Here is a 16997-nt window from a genome sequence, read left to right on the forward strand (position 1 = left end):
CCCCGCCAGGTTTTGTTTCCTCACTTTTGCTTCTTCCCCAATTATGAAAAACGCCCTGCTGGCCCTCGCCCTGTTTGCTTTCGTTGGAACCGCCACTGCCCACGAGGGCAAGGATGAGAAGAAGTCCAAGAAAAGCGCCGCCAAAACCTGCAACATGCCCGAGAAAGGCACTGCCGCCTGCTGCATGAAGAAAAACACCAAAACCGCTGCCGTAAAAGCTGCCCCAGCTCCGGCCGCCGCGCCAGTTACGAAGTCGCTATAGAAAGTGGATTAAATCAAAAAAGCCTCGCCCACAAGCGAGGCTTTTTTGTTGTTAGAGAGCTTAGCTACCTGAAACTAAAGGAGCGAAGTATTCTACATGAAAAACGAAGAAAAAGCCCCCCCAGCCCTCACCGCCGCCGACGTAGACCGCATTATCGAAATGGGTTGGGAAGACCGCACCCCTTTTGAAGCTATTGAAGCGCAGTTTGGCTTAGCGGAGAAAGATGTCATCGCCCTAATGCGCAAAACGATGAAGCTCTCATCATTCAAAATGTGGCGCAAGCGCATGGCGGGCCGCAGCACTAAGCATCTGGCGCTTCGGGCCGATGGAATGGATGGCTTCAAGAGCAACCAGCAACGCGCTATCTCGATGAATAAGATTAGTAAGCGGTAGTTGGCTGCCTGCCGTTATTACATATTTAGTATCGTAAATGCTATAAATCGCAGTAATGCCTAAGATTGAGATTATTACTCCAATCAACGCTCCCCAACAAGTTTGTTTTCAATTGGCACTCAGCGTTGATTTACATACTATTTCCACTCGCCAAACGAAGGAAGAAATTGTTGCAGGAGTACAAACAGGCATCCTGAAACTTGAAGATACTGTTACATTTCGAGCGCGCCACTTCGGCATTTGGCAAACATTGAGTAGCAAAATCACCGAATTTGAAGCTCCATTTTATTTTTGCGACGTCATGCAAAAAGGAGCCTTTAAATCAATGCGTCATGAACATTATTTCCAGTCCAAGGGTAACTCAACTATTATGCGTGATGTCTTCACATTTGAGTCACCTTTAGGCTATCTAGGCAAATTGGTTGATATGCTGGTACTGAGACAATATTTGCAAAAGTTTTTGCAAGAACGATGTAGTGTGGTGAAGCACTATGCCGAGAGCGGAGCTTGGCGAGATATTCTGTCTATTCCGACTTCCATACTTTAAATCAAGGAAATTTAGAAAATAGAAAAAGCCGCCCCAAACCGGGCGGCTTTTTCTATTTTTGACAACTCGACCTATCCGCACCACTTTCCCAGCCAGCTTCGGCGGGCGCTATTCTTCGCATGCAGCAGTACCTCGACCTCGTTCGTCATATCCTTGACCACGGCACTACCAAAACCGACCGCACCGGCACCGGCACGCTCTCGGTATTTGGCTATCAAATGCGGTTCGATTTGGCCCAAGGCTTCCCGCTCGTTACCACCAAAAAAGTCCACCTCAAGAGCATCATTCACGAGCTGCTGTGGTTTCTGCGCGGCGATACCAGCAATAAGTCGCTGGAGGAAGTAGGCGTGAGCATCTGGCGGGAGTGGGCCGATGCCGACGGCAACCTGGGGCCTATTTATGGCAAGCAATGGCGCAGCTGGACCGCTCCCGACGGCCAGAGCATCGACCAGATAGCTGAAATGGTGCGCCTGCTGCGCACGCAGCCTGACTCGCGCCGCATGGTGGTATCGGCCTGGAACGTGGCCGACCTGCCGCTGATGCGCCTGACGCCCTGCCACGCGCTGTTTCAGTTTTACGTAGCCGATGGCAAGCTTTCCTGCCAGCTCTACCAGCGCTCCGCCGACGTGTTTCTGGGCGTGCCCTTCAATATTGCTTCCTACGCCATGCTCACGCTGATGATGGCCCAGGTAACCGGTCTGCAGCCCGGTGAATTTATCTGGACCGGCGGCGACACGCATCTGTACTCTAATCACTTGGAGCAGGCGCATTTGCAACTTACGCGGGCTCCGCGCCCGCTGCCGCAGCTTCGGCTGAACCCAGAGGTGACCGATATATTCGGCTTTCAGTATGAGGATTTTACCCTCGAAAATTACGAGCCGCACCCAGCCATCAAGGCGCCTGTAGCCGTATAGTTGAGCGGTCGGGCGTTTGGCTGATTACTGGTTGTAAAAGTCACTTGGGCAGTACGCCACGAAGCAGCCCGCGGATAGATGTTGTGTTTGTAAGCGTAGCCTAGTTTATGGGGTGTTTTGCAACCATTTACTTGCCGACTCGCCTCAAACAGGAGATTACCTGACGTTTAGCAACGGGAATTTATTTGCCGGGGCCGACGTAGCATAGCAAGCCAAAACAAATTTGCCCCCCGGCATCCGTTAACTCACAAGTAGGTAGTACTATGAAGCCTAGCGCCGCAACTCCCGCAAGCCTGAAGCACCAAGGATTATTGCTGCTCATTGGGTGCTTGCTGCTGGCCCTGATGGCGGCACCCGCTGCCCGTGCGCAGGGCAGCTACAACCGCTGGAACGCCCAGCCTCCCGCTGCTATCGAGCGCATACAAAAGAAGGAAAGAGCACCCAAGCCGCAGCCCCCGCGGTGGTGCCAGATACTACGGAGCAGCCCCGGGTGGCCCAATCTAAGCTGCTGAAACGCGGCCTGGGCAGCCGTATGCGCCAGGGGCAGTCGTTGCCCGAAGACAGCATCTCGATGGTGTTCTTCTCCCAAAATAGCCGCTACCCATCCGCCGCAGTCCAGGCGCGGGCCGAAGCCAAGGTAGTTATCCGGCTGCAAGTAGCGCCAAATGGGCGGGTGAGCCGGACTTCTGTAGTCACCCTCACGCCGGCACCCAATCCGTACCGCGACGGGCCAGTGCCAGCGCCCGCTCTGCAAGCGCTAGCTGAAGAGGCGCAGCGCGTGTTTCGAATGTTGCGTTTTGAGCCCGGTCCCCAAACCTCTGAGGAGGATTTGAGCGCAAACTTCTCTATTCAATAAGAGTTAGATGGTGAGTTTACTCTATTGCATTTAATACGCTAAAACCAGCAATATAAGGCTTAATAAACTAGGTAGGCATTATTCAATATAATTATTTTTATAACGACAAAATTGTTTAAAGCGTAAATCCGAACCGTTTCGTTTTTCGTAGCTGCCCGCGTGATACTTCGCGACTACTTTTCAATTTACGTTACCGAATCCGAGCAAACGGTGCTCACGCGCCAGCACCGTGCATGGGTAGCACTGTATGCGCTGCACGCCGGGCAAGGTCCCCGCGCGAGCGTACTGCGCGCAAATGAGGTAACCGAGGCCGATTTGCTGGAATTTGAAGACAGCTGGCGCAAGCTCCGCCGCCGCAATCCTGCTCAGCTGAATAAATAGTCGGCTTCCCAACGCTGAAGCTGGGTGTATAACGCAGACGGCTCGGTGGAGAATGTAGTGTCGCCTATTTGAGTAATTGGGCGTATTGTCGCGACGTTGGCGGTAAATACACAAGTGGCATCCAGCAACTCTTCGGGTAAATATAGCCCTTCAGAAATGGCTAACCCATGCGCCTGCGCGGTGCGCAGAAGATGAGCCCGGCGCACTCCGGCCACGCAGCCAGTGCGTAGCGCCGGCGTATAAAGGCAATCATTCTTAATCCAGAAGATAGCGGCTGCTCCGGCTTCGGCAACGTAGCCGGCATTATCTAGTAGCAGTATTTCGTCGAGGCCACGGTCAGCTCGTTCGCGGGCGGCCAACACGTAAGTAAGGGTATGGGGGCCTTTGCAGAAGCTCAGCGGCGAGATATGGGTGCGCACCTGCTGGCTAACATCGGCGCGGGCGCCGGTAGTCGGGGCCGGCTCATAGGCCGTAGCGGTAAGCAGGTAGTCGACGGATGATGTAGCCGGTGTGTATAAGCCGGCGCCCGCCCGCCACATCTGCAGACGCAGGCGAGCCACTGTCAATCCTTGGGCAGCGGTTAATTGCTTAAAAATGCCCCCAAGCCCTGCAGCGTGCGTAATTCATTCGGTAAGGTCAGGTGTAGTGCCGCTGCTGCGGCCTGCATCCGGGCTATGTGAAAGGGCAGGAGACGTACACCGCCATCGGTCCAGATCAGCGTTTCAAAAAAGCCGTCGTTGTAAAATAAGCCCCGATTGGGCAAGGGAAAGGAGAACGTGCTTTCCTCAAGCAGCTGGCCGTTGTAGATGAGGTAGGACACAGTAAGCGATAAACGAAAATGTGGTTGCCGAGGAGCCGGGTGGTACCACCAAGCTCCGGTTATTATACCAGCGAAAAGCGCTTGCCGGGCAGGGCCTTCACCACGCCCCGAAACTCCAGCCCCAGCAATAAGCTGGCTGCCTGATTAACGGGCAACTGTGCTTTCCAGCTTAAATTATCCAATAATTCTTCCTGCGAAGCCAACACCTGAATTAATTGAAACTCTTCCGGGGAAAAATCATCCGAGTCGTAGGCCGCTAGGGGGCGTTTTTTGCCGGTTTGGTGCAGGGCTGCATCCCAATTTAGCACTTCCTCCAAATCGCGAGGCTCGGCGTACATCGCGGCTTTATTGCTTTTAATCAGATGATTGCAACCTTCGGAAGTATCGGTGCCTAGGTTACCGGGTACGGCCAGCACGTCGCGATTATAGCTGAGCGCAATTTCGGCCGTGATAAGGGCGCCACCTTTGCGGGCCGCTTCCACGACTACGGTACCATCAGACAGACCTGCAATGATGCGGTTGCGGGCCGGGAAATTGTAGCGGTCGGGTGGGGTGCCGAAGGGAAACTCAGTGAGTAGGCCGCCCTGGGTAAGCATTTTCTCGGCCGTTTTACGGTGCGCGGCGGGGTAAATAATATCCAAGCCCGTAGCCATTACGCCAATGGTTTCCAGTCCTTCTTGCAAAGCGGCACGATGAGCTGTAATGTCGATCCCATACGCTAGGCCGCTTACAACGAGCGGGTTGTGCGTTACTAAACCCTGCACAATGCGCTCCGTTTGCTCGCGGCCGTAATCCGTGGCTTTGCGGGTGCCCACTAAGGCCACAGTCTTGGGATGATTGAGGTCGGCGGTGCCTTGGTAGTAGAGCAGGGCCGGCGCGTCCGGAATTTGCTTGAGGCGGGTGGGGTAGCGTTTGCTAGTATAAAACAGCAACTGCACGCCATCTTTTTCGGCCCGTCGCAGGGACGTTTCGGCTTGCTGTAAGGCTTTGGCCCGCTCCCCGCCGGTTAGGGTAGCCACCGTCGTGTTACCCACGCCCGGAATCTTACGGAGCTTGCCGGGGGGCAAATGCAGGACGTTTTTGGCCGAGCCGCCGTAGCTCATCAGCTGGCGGGTGAGCTGGGGGCCAATACCAGGGAAAAGGGTAAGCGCAACTTCGTAGAGTAACGTATCGTCGGCGGACATGAAATAGAAAGCGGAGTAACAGGGGATAGAAAGCTAGGCTTTCCGGCCAGTCAAATAGTACGCCACGACTAAAACCGATTCACCATTTCCTTATTCCACAAGGTGGTCATGCAGAGCGGGAGCGAAGCATCTCGCGTGTTTGGTTGAGTTACTACTCTTACTAAACACGCGAGATGCTTCGCTCCCGCTCTGCATGACGTTTTAGTTGGATAGTTATTAAAGCATTACTGCGCCTTGCTGATAGCATCCAGCTCTTTCTTCATGGTTACCATGAATTTACGCACTTTTTCCAGGCTCTGAATCACATCGATTTTCTCCTTGAGCTGGGGGCCTTTTTGCTTCATCAAATCCCGTGCGCCGGGGATGGTGTAGCCGCGTTCCTTCACCAAGTGATAGATGGTGCGGAAGATATCTATGTCCTGGGGCGTGTAGAGGCGGTTGCCTTTTTTGCTTTTGCGGGGGCGCAATTCTTCAAATTCGGTTTCCCAGAAGCGAATAAGCGAGGGCGCTACGTTGAACTGCGCGGCTACCTCGCCGATGGTGAAGTACTGCTTTTCAATGTCCCGTTCTTTGTAAGGCATAATGGGGCGCGATGTAGCGCGAATTTTCGGTTCGCGTATCGTTGAACGATGAGTTGCGGGGGCTTTTTTGCAACGACTGCGACGAAACGCGAACGGAAAGTTCGTGCTACTATCAAAGTCGGCTAACTTTGTCGGAAGCTAATCTCGTCTTAAAAGCGAAAAGTAGCCAAAATCCTGGCCGCTGCCAACTTTCCGGCGGCGCGGCCAGCTTCGTTCCACGATTTCAACGATGCCCTGAGCTTCCGCTTGGGCTACCTGCCATGTCACTTCCTTCGGCCCACCACGTCCGCCAGCAATTCCTCGATTTTTTCGCTTCCAAAGGTCACCACATCGTGCCCTCAGCGCCTATTGTGGTAAAAGACGACCCGACGCTGCTGTTTATCAACTCGGGCATGGCCCCGTTCAAGGATTATTTCCTGGGCAACAAGCCCGCCCCCTTCAAGCGCATCGCCGATACGCAGAAGTGTCTGCGCGTATCAGGCAAGCACAACGACCTAGAGGAAGTAGGTTACGACACCTATCACCACACCATGTTTGAGATGCTCGGCAACTGGTCGTTTGGCGATTATTTCAAGAAAGACGCCATTGCCTGGGCCTGGGAGCTGCTCACGGAAGTATATAAGCTGCCCAAAGACCGCCTCTACGTCACCTACTTTGAAGGTGACCAGGGCGACGGCCTCGGCGCCGATACTGAGACTCAGGAGCTGTGGCGGCAGTACGTAGCTGAGGAGCGTATTATGCCCGGCAATAAGAAGGACAACTTTTGGGAAATGGGCGACACCGGCCCATGTGGTCCGTGCACCGAAATCCACATTGACTTACGCGACGAGGCCGAAGTAGCCCAGAAATCGGGTCGGGGGCTGGTGAACAATGACCATCCGCAGGTGGTGGAAATCTGGAACAATGTGTTCATGGAATTCCAGCGCCTGGCCGATAAGAGTTTAGTGAAGCTGCCGGCTCAACACGTCGATACGGGCATGGGCTTCGAGCGCCTGATGATGGCCGTGTCGGGCGTAAAGTCAAACTACGACACCGACGTTTTTCAGCCGCTGATTCAGTTTATTGCCTCCGAAGTGGGCTTGGAATACCACGGCACGGCCCCGGCCACCGTCAACGACCAGCCCACTACCGAAAACGAGAAAACGGATATTGCCATCCGCGTCATTGCCGACCACATCCGCACCATCAGCTTCACTATTGCTGATGGGCAGCTGCCGAGCAACGTGAAAGCTGGCTACGTGATTCGCCGTATTCTGCGTCGGGCCGTGCGCTATGCTTTCTCCTCGCTGAATCAGAAGCAGCCTTTCCTCTATAAGCTGGTGCCCGTGCTGGCCGACCAGATGCGCGGTATTTTTCCCGAGCTAAAGCAGCAGCAGCAGTTCGTGCAGCGCGTAATTGAGGAGGAAGAAATTGCCTTCCTGAAAACGCTGGAAAACGGCCTGCGCCGCCTGGATGCCTTGGAAGCAACTGCCAAAGCCAACGGCAACCGCATTGATGGCGCTACGGCGTTTGAGTTGTCGGATACGTTCGGTTTTCCGCTGGACCTTACCGCACTTATTGCCCGCGAGAAGGGCCTGACGGTGGATGAGGAAGGCTTTAAGAAGGAACTGGAAGCCCAGAAAAGCCGCTCGCGCAATGCACAGGAGGCCGAGCAGAGCGACTGGACCATCGTAACCGAATCGGAGGAGCAGCCGGCCTTTGTGGGCTACGACCTGCAGGAAGCGCCGGCCCGCATTCTGCGCTACCGCCGCACCGACCGCAAGGGCAAAACCGAGTATCAGGTGGTGCTGGACCAAACGCCGTTCTACGCCGAGTCTGGGGGGCAAATTGGCGACACGGGCTACCTGGAGTCGGATTTGTCGAAGGTGCGGGTGATTGACACGAAAAAGGAGAATGACCTCATCGTGCATACCGTCCTGGATTTGCCCGAAGATCTGGAGGCCAGCTTCATCAGCCGCATCGACCACGCCCGCCGCGACCAGATTCGGCGCAACCACACGGCCACGCACTTGCTACAAGCTGCTTTGCGCGAAGTGGTTGGCAGCCACGTTGCGCAGAAGGGCTCATTGGTAAACGAGAAGCTTCTGCGCTTCGACTTCAGCCACTTCACCAAAGTAACCGACGACCAACTGCGCCAGGTAGAAACGCTGGTGAATGAGCGCATCCGTCAGCAAATCCCGCTGGATGAGCGCCGCAACGTGCCGATTGCCGAAGCCAAAGAGCTGGGCGCTACGGCTTTGTTTGGGGAGAAGTACGGCGACTTTGTGCGGGTTATCACCTTCGACAAAGACTTCTCCGTAGAGCTTTGCGGCGGCACCCACGTGCGCACCACCGGCGACATTGGCTTCTTCAAAATCACCTCTGAATCGGCGGTTGGGGCCGGTGTGCGCCGCATCGAAGCCGTAACGGCTGAGGCTGCCGAGGCTTACGTGAACCAGCAATTCGACTTGCTCCAGCAGGTGCGCGAGGCGCTGGGCAACCCCCAGCATCTGCTGACTAGCATTGAGAAGCAAACCGAAGAAATTGCCGGCCTGCGCAAGCAGATCGAGCAATTTGCGCAGCAAAGCCTCAACCAGCAGAAGGACCAGCTTGCCGCACAAGTAAAGCCGTTGAACGGCGTAAACTTCCTAGCTGCCCAAGTGCAGGTCAATTCGGCCGACGGATTAAAGACGTTGGCGTTCAACCTACGCCAAGCTGTGCCCAACCTTGTGCTGGTGCTCGGTGCTGAAATCGACGGTAAGCCACAACTGGCCGTGATGCTGGCCGATGAGTTGGTTGCGGGGGGCAAATTGAACGCCTCCACACTGGTGCGCGAGCTAGCCAAGGAAATTCAGGGCGGCGGCGGCGGTCAGCCGTTCTTTGCCACGGCGGGGGGCAAAAATGCGGCTGGGCTAAGTGCGGCTATTAGGAAGGCGGAGGAGCTTATTGCTAATAACAAGGATATTATGCCAGATATGATTTTTTAGAGCAGTACATCCTTATAGCCCCTATAAATAATGTTAACTGAAAGCATAGTGAAATCAATACTTTTGGCTATTACCCTAATGACTTTCGGTTCATTGCATGCACAGCAAATTCCAAGTAAAAAAGTAGAATACTTCACTAAAAACTGGAAAAAAGTAGACACGATAGCTGAAGCTGCATATTGGACAGAAACCGTTTACCAAGATAGTATTCAGGCTACTGCTCGAACTTTCTACGTTAGCGGGAAACCTAAATCATTTGTCGAGTATGAAAATGCTCGGCGTAGAATTATGAATGGCGTTAGTGAAACTTGGTATGAAAACGGGCAGCTTCAAGTGCGTGAACATTGGCTACACGGTGACAGGCAGGGTGAACTACTCACCTATTATGCGGATGGCATACTAAAACGACGGGAGCAATTCTCTGATGGGAAAAGCGCCGGTGGAGAATGTTTCGATGCGCAAGGTAAACTTGTTCCATTCTTCGATTACGAAATTATGCCTACTTATCCGGGAGGTTCAGAAGCCTTGAGGCAATTTATTGCCTTGAATATACAGTACCCAACAAAGGCTTTGCGGCAGGCCATAAAAGGTCAAGTGCAGATCGGATTTAGTGTTGATTCTACTGGACAGATGCAGAATATAAGAATAGTAAAAAGTGTACATCCATTAGTAGATGCAGAAGCTCTACGAGTGATGCATTATACGGCACGCTGGACACCAGCTCAACAAGATGGGCGACCCGTTGAGGTTAGTTTTATAGTGCCTATTAACTTTAATATCGGCGAGACAAAACTCTTTAAGTCTAAAAAATAAGCATTACGCTTATGACCCTAGCCTAAATCTGCGATTCATGGACGAAGCAATAAAATCAAAATACCAGCCTGTCATCGGGTTGGAAGTGCACGCGCAGCTGCTCACGCACAGCAAAATGTACTCATCAGATGAGAATGAGTACGGCGCCCTGCCCAATCATAACCTCTCGGTAATTACCCTGGGCCACCCCGGCACGCTGCCAAAGGTGAACTATACGGCTGTGGAGTTTGCCATGAAAATGGGCCTGGCTACCAACTGCCACATTACCCGCGACAACCTGTTTGCGCGCAAAAACTACTTCTATCCCGACCTTCCCAAGGGCTACCAGATCACCCAGGACAAAACCCCGATCTGCACCCAGGGCCACGTTCCGATTCGGTTGAGCGACGGCACGACGCGGGAAATCGGCGTGACGCGCATTCATATGGAGGAAGACGCGGGCAAATCCATGCACTTGGCGGGCGAGGTGGAAACGCTGGTAGACCTGAACCGCGCCGGTGTACCGCTGATCGAGATTGTGTCGGAGCCGGACATTCGCAACGCGGAGGAAGCCTACGCTTATCTGGCCGAAATCAAAAAGCTGGTGGTGTATCTGGGCGTGTGCGACGGCAACATGGAGGAAGGCTCCCTGCGTTGCGACGCCAATATTTCGGTCATGCTCAAAGGCGCCGACAAGTTCGGAACCAAGGTGGAGGTGAAGAACATGAACTCCTTCCGCAACGTGCAGCGGGCCATTGAGCACGAGATTGAACGGCAGATTGCCATCCTGGAAGCCGGCGAAACCATCGACAGCGAAACGCGCGGCTTCGACGCGGCCTCAGGCACTACCAGCGGGCAGCGGAGCAAGGAGACGATGAACGACTACCGGTACTTCCCGGAGCCGGATTTGCCCCCCGTGGTTATCGATGATGCTTGGCTACACCGCGTGCAGGCCGAATTGCCGGCCTTGCCCCAGCAGCTTTACGCCCGCTTCACCGGCGAACTGGGCCTATCGGACTACGACGCCTCAGTATTGACGGATCAGAAGGATGTGGCCTTGTTTTTCGACGAGCTGACTCGCCAAACGACCAACGCCAAAGCCGCCGCCAACTGGGTGATGGGACCGGTGAAGTCGTACCTGAATGAGCGCGCCCTGCCGATGGCTGAGTTTCCGCTCACTACGCAGCATTTGGCCGACATCATTCAGCTTATCGACGAGAATAAGATCAGTCACTCGGTCGCCTCCAAGCAGCTGTTTCCGTATTTGCTCGAAAACCCTAGCAAAAATGCCCCCCAGGCCGCCCAGGAGCAGAACTTGCTGCAAGAGTCGGACGAGGCGGGCTTGCTGGCGATGGTGGAGCAGGTATTAGCTGCGAACCCCGGCAAAGTGGCGGAGTACCGCGCCGGCAAAAAGGCCCTAACCGGCATGTTTATGGGCGAGCTGATGAAGCTGACGGGCGGCAAAGCCGACCCGAAAGCTGCTAATCAATTGCTGCGTCAGAAGCTAGACGCCAGCGCGTGATTCAACCCCGGCGGCAAGCTTTATTACGCTCGCCGCCGGGGTTATAAGTTTTGACCGACGCACGTTGTGGAACCTGAGCCGTCAAATGCGGTTTAGGTAACAAAGTCCCTCGATGGCTGCCGATTTAATCTATAATTGGCAACTTGCGACCCCAAATCGGGTCAGTACTGAACGCTTATCTGCCCCCGACTTGGCATATCAACCGAGATGATGAAGAAAATGAAGAGCATTCTGCTATTTGCCGCCGTGCTAGGCATGGCTAATGCCTGTAGCCGGGCTACGGCTCCTACGTCGGATGCGGCTGATACAGCTGCTACCGGCGAAGGCTATCAGATTACGGGCCAGTTGACCAACGCTCCGGCCGGAACGAAGGTATATCTGGCTGAACTGGGCGAAACTCAATTTATTTCCCGCGATACAGCCACCGTTGACGAGAAAGGTGGTTTTACCCTGAAAGGTAACGTGCCGGAAGCTGGCTTATATCAGCTCAAAACCGACGATGCCAACCAGGTACTGCTGGCGCTCAACAGTGGCAGCCAGATACAGCTAAATGGCGATGCCACCCAACTCGGCACCAGCTACACGGTGAAGGGCTCACCCGATTCGGAGCTGATGCAGCGCCTGATGCGTGAGATGGACAAAACCAAAAAGACAGTGGAAGGCCTGGGCGAGCGTTACAACCAGGCGGCGCAGGTGGGCCGCGAGGACACCATGCGCGCCATCAGGGAGCGTTTCACAACGGTGCAGTCCCGCAATATTGCCAGCATCAAGAGCCTTGTGCGGCAGAATCCCAATTCGGTCGTGTCGGCTTTCGTGGTGGGCAACGTCCTGAATCCGGATGAGCAGTTTGCATTTGCTGATTCTATGGCCACGCAGTTCAAGAAAACCTTGCCCGACTCGCGCTACACCCAGTCGCTGGTGACGCGGCTGGATGTGCTGCGCCCCACAGCAGTGGGCGTGGTTGCTCCCGAGATTCAACTGGCCTCGCCGGCCGGGGCGCCCGTGGCGCTGAGCAGCCTCCGGGGTAAGTATGTGCTCATCGACTTCTGGGCTTCGTGGTGCGGCCCCTGCCGTCAGGAAAACCCGAATGTGGTGCGTATGTACAATAAGTACAAGAGCAAAGGCTTCGAGATTTATGGCGTTTCCTTCGACCAGGATAAAACCAAGTGGGAGAAAGCCATTGCCAAAGATGGTCTTACTTGGACCCACGTTTCGGACCTGAAAGGCTGGGAGAGTGCCGCCGGCCAAACGTATGGCGTGAAGTCCATTCCTCAGACAATTCTGCTGGATCCACAGGGTCGCATCATCGCTAAAAACCTGCGTGGTGAAGAGTTGGAGGAAAAGCTGAAGTCAGTGTTGGCAGTGAATTAAGCGTTTAAACATAAGAGCATAAAAAGCCCCCAGTCATTCACTGGGGGGCTTTTTATTTGACAGGAAAGACGGGCATGCAGAGGCGGAGCCGAAGTATCTCGGGAGCAGTCGTGAGGTAAGTAATCCAGCATCAGCACGCGAGATGCTTCGGCTCCGCCTCTGCATGACGTTCTATTGTACTTATGCTACCGTGTTCTGTGTTTTCACTTAACTCAAAAACATGCGCTGCATGGCTTGCCAAAGCAGCTTTTTGCGACTATTGTCTTCCTCCAGTAGCTCGATTTCAGCGGCCGGCAGGTAGGCTACATCGTTGACCAGAAGCACTGGCTCATATAACTGCGTTTTGTACACGGCTACATCAAGCAGGTTTTTGCCGAAGCCAATGATTTGTTTGGCAGCCAGCTTTTGCCGCAACGTGCTCAGGGCTACCGGCAAGTGCGACTCCACATTGATGAGCACTACATCCTCCACAATCAAGCGGATAGCCTTGAGCAGGTTGTTCAGGAAGACGTTTTTGGGCAGCCGTCGGAACCGCTCGGGGTCCATGCGCACGATAATAACGAGGCCCTTCGCATTGCTGCCAAGCGTGGAGTACGGGGTTTCGGTCAGGGGCGGGGCCGTCCGTTCCGGCCTGTCTGACATAGGGGGAGAAGGCGGAGCAGGGGCAGGGCTTACCGGTGGCGGAACAGCCTGCGTGGGGGGCAAATTAAGTCCTGCTAAGGAAGGCAGCTTCGCGGGTGCAACCGGCTTTACTCCCACGGGTGGGGCAGAAACCGTTGGTACCGGAACTGCGATTGGCGCCGACGGCTGGGGAACCATAACGGGTGCGACTACCTCCACAACAGAGTTAGCCACTACCCCAGCAGGAGCCGTAGGGGTGGGCGCTGCTGCTACTGGCAACGGGGGGGCATTTTCAACTCCCTCCGGTACCACGTACAGCGATACATTGGTGTAGAAGTTTTGAAAAAAAGCCAGCGACGCCTCGTGCATGAAGTATAAGTGAGTAGACGGGTGATGGATTTGCAGCCGCTAAGCGTAGCCGCGAAGTAGAAAGTTAAGCAGTAGATCGTGGACTTGCAATCGTGCTTCCGTCGCCCTTAATCCAAATCGAAAAGTGCTTTTAGCTCCGAGGCTTCCTCAGGCTTCATGCGCCCACCGAGTACCAAGCGTAGCTGCCGCCGCCGCAAAGCACCGTCGTACAGCTTAATTTCCTCTTCTGTTTCGGCTACGGCTTCCGGCACATCAATCGGGCGGCCCGACTGATCGACGGCCACGAAGGTGAAGAAGGCTTCGTTGGACTTTACTTTGGTGCCCGTTGGGATGTCCTCAGCCCACACGTCGATGTGCACTTCCATCGACGAGCTAAAGGAGCGCGTCACCTGGGCCTGCAGGGTCACCACGTTGCCGAGGCGAATGCCGGCGCTGAACGATACATTATCGACGGAGGCCGTCACGACGATGCGGTTGGAGTGTTTTTGGGCCGAAATAGCGGCGGCAATGTCCATCAGGTGCATCATGCGGCCGCCCATCAGGTTGTTGAGCGTGTTGGTATCGTTGGGCAGCACCAACTCGGTCATGTTCACGAACGAGTCTTTGACGGGCTTCTGTTTGCGCATTGGGTAGAAGGTTGGAATCAATAAAAGTCGAGCAAAGGTAGGGTAGCTGAAGATATTGAGTTCAGCCAAGTAGAAATGTTCTACTAATGATCGAAGCCCGTCTCTGCCCATTGATAAAAACCAATAATCCAAAAGCCCAGCACAAGTATTGCGAATAGACGACTGCTAAAGCGGAGTATATTATTTGACTTTCTCCTATATGAGAGTACAATGAGACACAGCCCTAGTAACCCTACTAAAAACATTAAACAAGGTGCCTTCAGATATTGCCATTGCCAATAGGGTTGACTGGTATCTAAGTGATGAACTAGGATGTAATCGCTAGGGTCATCCAGGAATTGGTAGGCATCAACTGGCGCACTAAGTACGATAAGCAAACATAGTACTCCCACAATCGGCATGGCAACCCGGTCACTGAGGGTTGAAACAAGTTTTATTAGAATGGCCATAATAGTAAAGCGAGGAATAGCAATACGCTGAGTAGGCATTATGGGAAATCCAATTAGAGAGATGTTGCCCGAACCACTCAGGGCGTACCCCAGCCAGCCCGTCCCAGCAACGGAACAAACCGAAATTCCTCAAAAATTTCCCGCGAAAACTCGTCTTCGCTCTCCCGCACGACGCGCATCATGCGCTGCACCTGCGCATCGCCGACCGGAATAACCAGCGCGCCGCCGATGCGCAGCTGGCGCAGCAGGGGCCGCGGAATATTCGGCGAGCCGGCCGTCACCAGAATCTTGTCGAAAGGTGCCTGCTCGGGTAAGCCCAGCGAACCGTCGCCGCAAACCAGGTGGGCGTGCTGGTGCAGAGCCGCGAGGCGCTTGCGGGTGCCTTCAAAGAGCACTGGGTTATACTCGATGCTGTAGACGTGGGGCGTGAGCTGGAGCAGCACGCAGCACTGATACCCCGAGCCGGTACCAATTTCCAGCACTTTGTCGTGGGGCGTTAGGCGGAGCAGCTCGGTTTGATAGGCAACCGTGTAGGGCTGCGAGATGGTTTGGCCTTCTCCAATCGGGAAGGCCTTGTCCTGATAAGCGTGGGCCTGAAAAGCGGGCGCGAAGAAAAGGTGACGCGGCACCGTGCCTACGGCCGCGAGCACCCGCTCGTCGCGAATACCCTTACGGCGAAGCTCTTCCACAAGGGCGCGGCGAAGGCCGCGGTGTCGGTAGCTATTAGCGTCCATGAGATGAATACGGAGATGGTAGGGGCAGGAGGCCGGAAAATTCCGCTTTAATGCTCTACCTTTGACTACTCCGGAAGGAAGCAAAATTGCCCCCCAACGTAGTTCTGACGGCGAAATTACGCTTTCGTTGTCATTGCCACCCTACCACCTATTGTTGCCGGTCTGAAAGGTCCGGCTTGTTTGTCCGCCCTTGATCCGTACCATCCAAAAGCTGAAGCTGATAGGCGCCGACTTCGGTGCGGCCCTTTTGGCATGGATATGTTTTTTTCTGCTGCGTAAGTACCTGCTCAGCGAAATCAATGAAGGCTACGTTTTCACCGAAAGCGTGATGTTCTCGCTTACGGGCTCGGCCGTTGTCATTGCGTCTTTCTGGCTGGTGCTGTACGCCCTGATTGGGGAATACCGCGATATTTTTCGCAAATCCCGGCTGGCCGAAATTATTGGACTGGCGCGGGTATCGTTTATTGGGGCAATTGTAATTTTCTTCGCTTTTCTGCTTGATGACGAAGGCGTAAGCAGCTACCAGCTCTATTACAAAACGATTTCGGCCTACTTCCTGCTCCATTTCTTTATCACGGCGGTGCTGCGTACATGGGCCGTGAGCAGCATACAGAAGCTGGTGCGAAGCGGCGTAATTTCGTTTAATACCCTACTTGTTGGCTCCAATTCCCTGGCCCACGACACGTATCATGAGTTGGCGCGCACCAGCCGCCACTTGGGGCTCAAACTCGTTGGGTTTACGCCCGTGGGCGACACCGTGGATGAAGCACTGGCCGAAGCCCTGCCGCAGCACGACAACTACCAGCGCCTGCCGGCCCTCATCCGCACGCTGGGTATCGAGCAAGTCGTAATTGCCATTGAGCCCAGCGAGCACCGCGTCATTCAGGAACTGCTAGCCCTGCTGGAAGGTACTACGGCCCGCGTAAGTGTGCTGCCCGACCTCTACCAGATGCTGCTGGGCTCGGTGAAGGTAAACCACCTGTTTGGCACGCCGCTCATTGAGATAAAGCAGGACTTGCTGCCGCTGTGGCAAAAGATTCTGAAGCGGCTGATTGACGTGGTGGGCTCCGGCTCGTTTCTGCTGCTGGGCTGGCCGGTATATGCCTTCACGGCCGTCATGGTCAAGATGTCCTCGCCGGGGCCGATATTCTACGCGCAGGAGCGCATCGGGCGCCACGGAGTGCCATTTCGGATCTATAAGTTTCGCTCGATGTACATGAATGCGGAGGACTGCGGCCCCGCCCTCAGCTCCGACCGCGACCCCCGCATTACGCCTTGGGGGCGTTTTATGCGCAAGGTGCGCCTCGACGAATTGCCCCAGTTCTGGAACGTGATTAAGGGCGATATGAGCATTGTGGGCCCCCGCCCCGAGCGGCAGTTTTTTATCAACCAAATCACCAAAATTGCCCCCCACTACCGCCATCTGCACCGCGTGCGTCCCGGCCTGACGTCGCTGGGGCAAGTGAAGTATGGCTACGCCGAAACCGTTCCGCAGATGATCGAGCGGCTCAAATTCGACATTCTCTACATCGAGAACATGAGCTTAGCCATGGACTTTCGGGTCCTCCTCTACACGCTTAAGATTATTATCGAAGGGCGCGGAAAGTAA

Annotated in this window: 18 protein-coding genes; 11 read left to right on the forward strand and 7 right to left on the reverse strand. The window is 54.6% G+C overall.

What is annotated here, in order from left to right; translation table 11 throughout:
* Window positions 1-43 precede the first annotated feature (43 nt).
* The 6 genes from EPD59_RS10085 (at window position 44) to EPD59_RS10110 (ending at window position 3353) form a co-directional block, all read left to right on the forward strand.
* Complete coding sequence (locus tag EPD59_RS10085) at window positions 44-262, forward strand: hypothetical protein (protein WP_133272661.1); 219 nt, start codon at window positions 44-46, stop codon at window positions 260-262.
* Window positions 263-358: 96 nt separating this feature from the next.
* Window positions 359-655: a TIGR03643 family protein gene (locus EPD59_RS10090; RefSeq protein WP_133272662.1), complete on the forward strand. Its 297-nt coding sequence runs from the start codon at window positions 359-361 to the stop codon at window positions 653-655.
* 55 nt (window positions 656-710) lie between these two features.
* Window positions 711-1202 (forward strand): SRPBCC family protein, encoded by a 492-nt coding sequence (locus tag EPD59_RS10095; RefSeq protein WP_133272663.1) that lies wholly within the window; start codon window positions 711-713, stop codon window positions 1200-1202.
* Window positions 1203-1321: 119 nt separating this feature from the next.
* On the forward strand, window positions 1322-2116 hold the full coding sequence (locus EPD59_RS10100) for a thymidylate synthase (RefSeq protein ID WP_133272664.1): 795 nt from the start codon (window positions 1322-1324) through the stop codon (window positions 2114-2116).
* A gap of 463 nt (window positions 2117-2579) precedes the next feature.
* A complete protein-coding gene (locus EPD59_RS10105) occupies window positions 2580-2972 on the forward strand; it encodes an energy transducer TonB (RefSeq protein ID WP_133272665.1) in 393 nt (130 codons plus the stop codon).
* Between the two features lie 159 nt (window positions 2973-3131).
* Window positions 3132-3353, forward strand: a complete 222-nt coding sequence (locus EPD59_RS10110) for a hypothetical protein (RefSeq protein WP_133272666.1) — start codon at window positions 3132-3134, stop codon at window positions 3351-3353.
* Here the strand turns inward: EPD59_RS10110 and EPD59_RS10115 are convergent.
* The 4 genes from EPD59_RS10115 to EPD59_RS10130 all read right to left on the reverse strand — a co-directional run bounded on the left by EPD59_RS10115 (window position 3338) and on the right by EPD59_RS10130 (window position 5938).
* The gene (locus tag EPD59_RS10115) at window positions 3338-3913 is read right to left on the reverse strand and encodes an aminotransferase class IV (protein ID WP_240731737.1); all 576 of its coding nucleotides are present in this window, start codon (window positions 3911-3913) and stop codon (window positions 3338-3340) included. The genes EPD59_RS10110 and EPD59_RS10115 overlap by 16 nt on opposite strands.
* Before the next feature lie 20 nt (window positions 3914-3933).
* Window positions 3934-4173, reverse strand: coding sequence for an aminotransferase class IV (locus tag EPD59_RS10120; RefSeq protein WP_133272668.1), 240 nt, complete (start codon window positions 4171-4173; stop codon window positions 3934-3936).
* A gap of 62 nt (window positions 4174-4235) precedes the next feature.
* Window positions 4236-5357 (reverse strand): DNA-processing protein DprA, encoded by a 1122-nt coding sequence (gene dprA / locus EPD59_RS10125; RefSeq protein WP_133272669.1) that lies wholly within the window; start codon window positions 5355-5357, stop codon window positions 4236-4238.
* 224 nt (window positions 5358-5581) lie between these two features.
* Window positions 5582-5938 (reverse strand): MerR family transcriptional regulator, encoded by a 357-nt coding sequence (locus EPD59_RS10130; protein ID WP_133272670.1) that lies wholly within the window; start codon window positions 5936-5938, stop codon window positions 5582-5584.
* A gap of 260 nt (window positions 5939-6198) precedes the next feature.
* Here EPD59_RS10130 and alaS point away from each other — a divergent pair, with 260 nt between their 5' ends.
* The 4 genes from alaS (at window position 6199) to EPD59_RS10150 (ending at window position 12589) form a co-directional block, all read left to right on the forward strand.
* Window positions 6199-8904 (forward strand): alanine--tRNA ligase, encoded by a 2706-nt coding sequence (gene alaS / locus EPD59_RS10135; protein ID WP_133272671.1) that lies wholly within the window; start codon window positions 6199-6201, stop codon window positions 8902-8904.
* 48 nt (window positions 8905-8952) lie between these two features.
* Window positions 8953-9717 carry an energy transducer TonB gene (locus tag EPD59_RS10140; RefSeq protein ID WP_165963540.1) on the forward strand — a complete coding sequence of 255 codons (765 nt, stop codon included), beginning with the start codon at window positions 8953-8955 and terminating at the stop codon, window positions 9715-9717.
* Between the two features lie 37 nt (window positions 9718-9754).
* On the forward strand, window positions 9755-11218 hold the full coding sequence (gene gatB, locus EPD59_RS10145) for an Asp-tRNA(Asn)/Glu-tRNA(Gln) amidotransferase subunit GatB (protein WP_133272673.1): 1464 nt from the start codon (window positions 9755-9757) through the stop codon (window positions 11216-11218).
* Between the two features lie 207 nt (window positions 11219-11425).
* The gene (locus EPD59_RS10150; RefSeq protein WP_133272674.1) at window positions 11426-12589 is read left to right on the forward strand and encodes an AhpC/TSA family protein; all 1164 of its coding nucleotides are present in this window, start codon (window positions 11426-11428) and stop codon (window positions 12587-12589) included.
* 207 nt (window positions 12590-12796) lie between these two features.
* On the opposite strand, the gene EPD59_RS10155 is transcribed toward EPD59_RS10150, so the two are convergent.
* The 3 genes from EPD59_RS10155 to EPD59_RS10165 form a co-directional block, all read right to left on the reverse strand.
* On the reverse strand, window positions 12797-13579 hold the full coding sequence (locus EPD59_RS10155) for a hypothetical protein (protein ID WP_133272675.1): 783 nt from the start codon (window positions 13577-13579) through the stop codon (window positions 12797-12799).
* Between the two features lie 107 nt (window positions 13580-13686).
* On the reverse strand, window positions 13687-14205 hold the full coding sequence (locus EPD59_RS10160; RefSeq protein ID WP_133272676.1) for an acyl-CoA thioesterase: 519 nt from the start codon (window positions 14203-14205) through the stop codon (window positions 13687-13689).
* A gap of 526 nt (window positions 14206-14731) precedes the next feature.
* A complete protein-coding gene (locus EPD59_RS10165; protein ID WP_133272677.1) occupies window positions 14732-15388 on the reverse strand; it encodes a protein-L-isoaspartate(D-aspartate) O-methyltransferase in 657 nt (218 codons plus the stop codon).
* Between the two features lie 190 nt (window positions 15389-15578).
* Here EPD59_RS10165 and EPD59_RS10170 point away from each other — a divergent pair, with 190 nt between their 5' ends.
* The gene (locus EPD59_RS10170; protein ID WP_240731704.1) at window positions 15579-16997 is read left to right on the forward strand and encodes a sugar transferase; all 1419 of its coding nucleotides are present in this window, start codon (window positions 15579-15581) and stop codon (window positions 16995-16997) included.

The organism is Hymenobacter radiodurans (genome assembly GCF_004355185.1).
Lineage (GTDB): Bacteria > Bacteroidota > Bacteroidia > Cytophagales > Hymenobacteraceae > Hymenobacter > Hymenobacter radiodurans.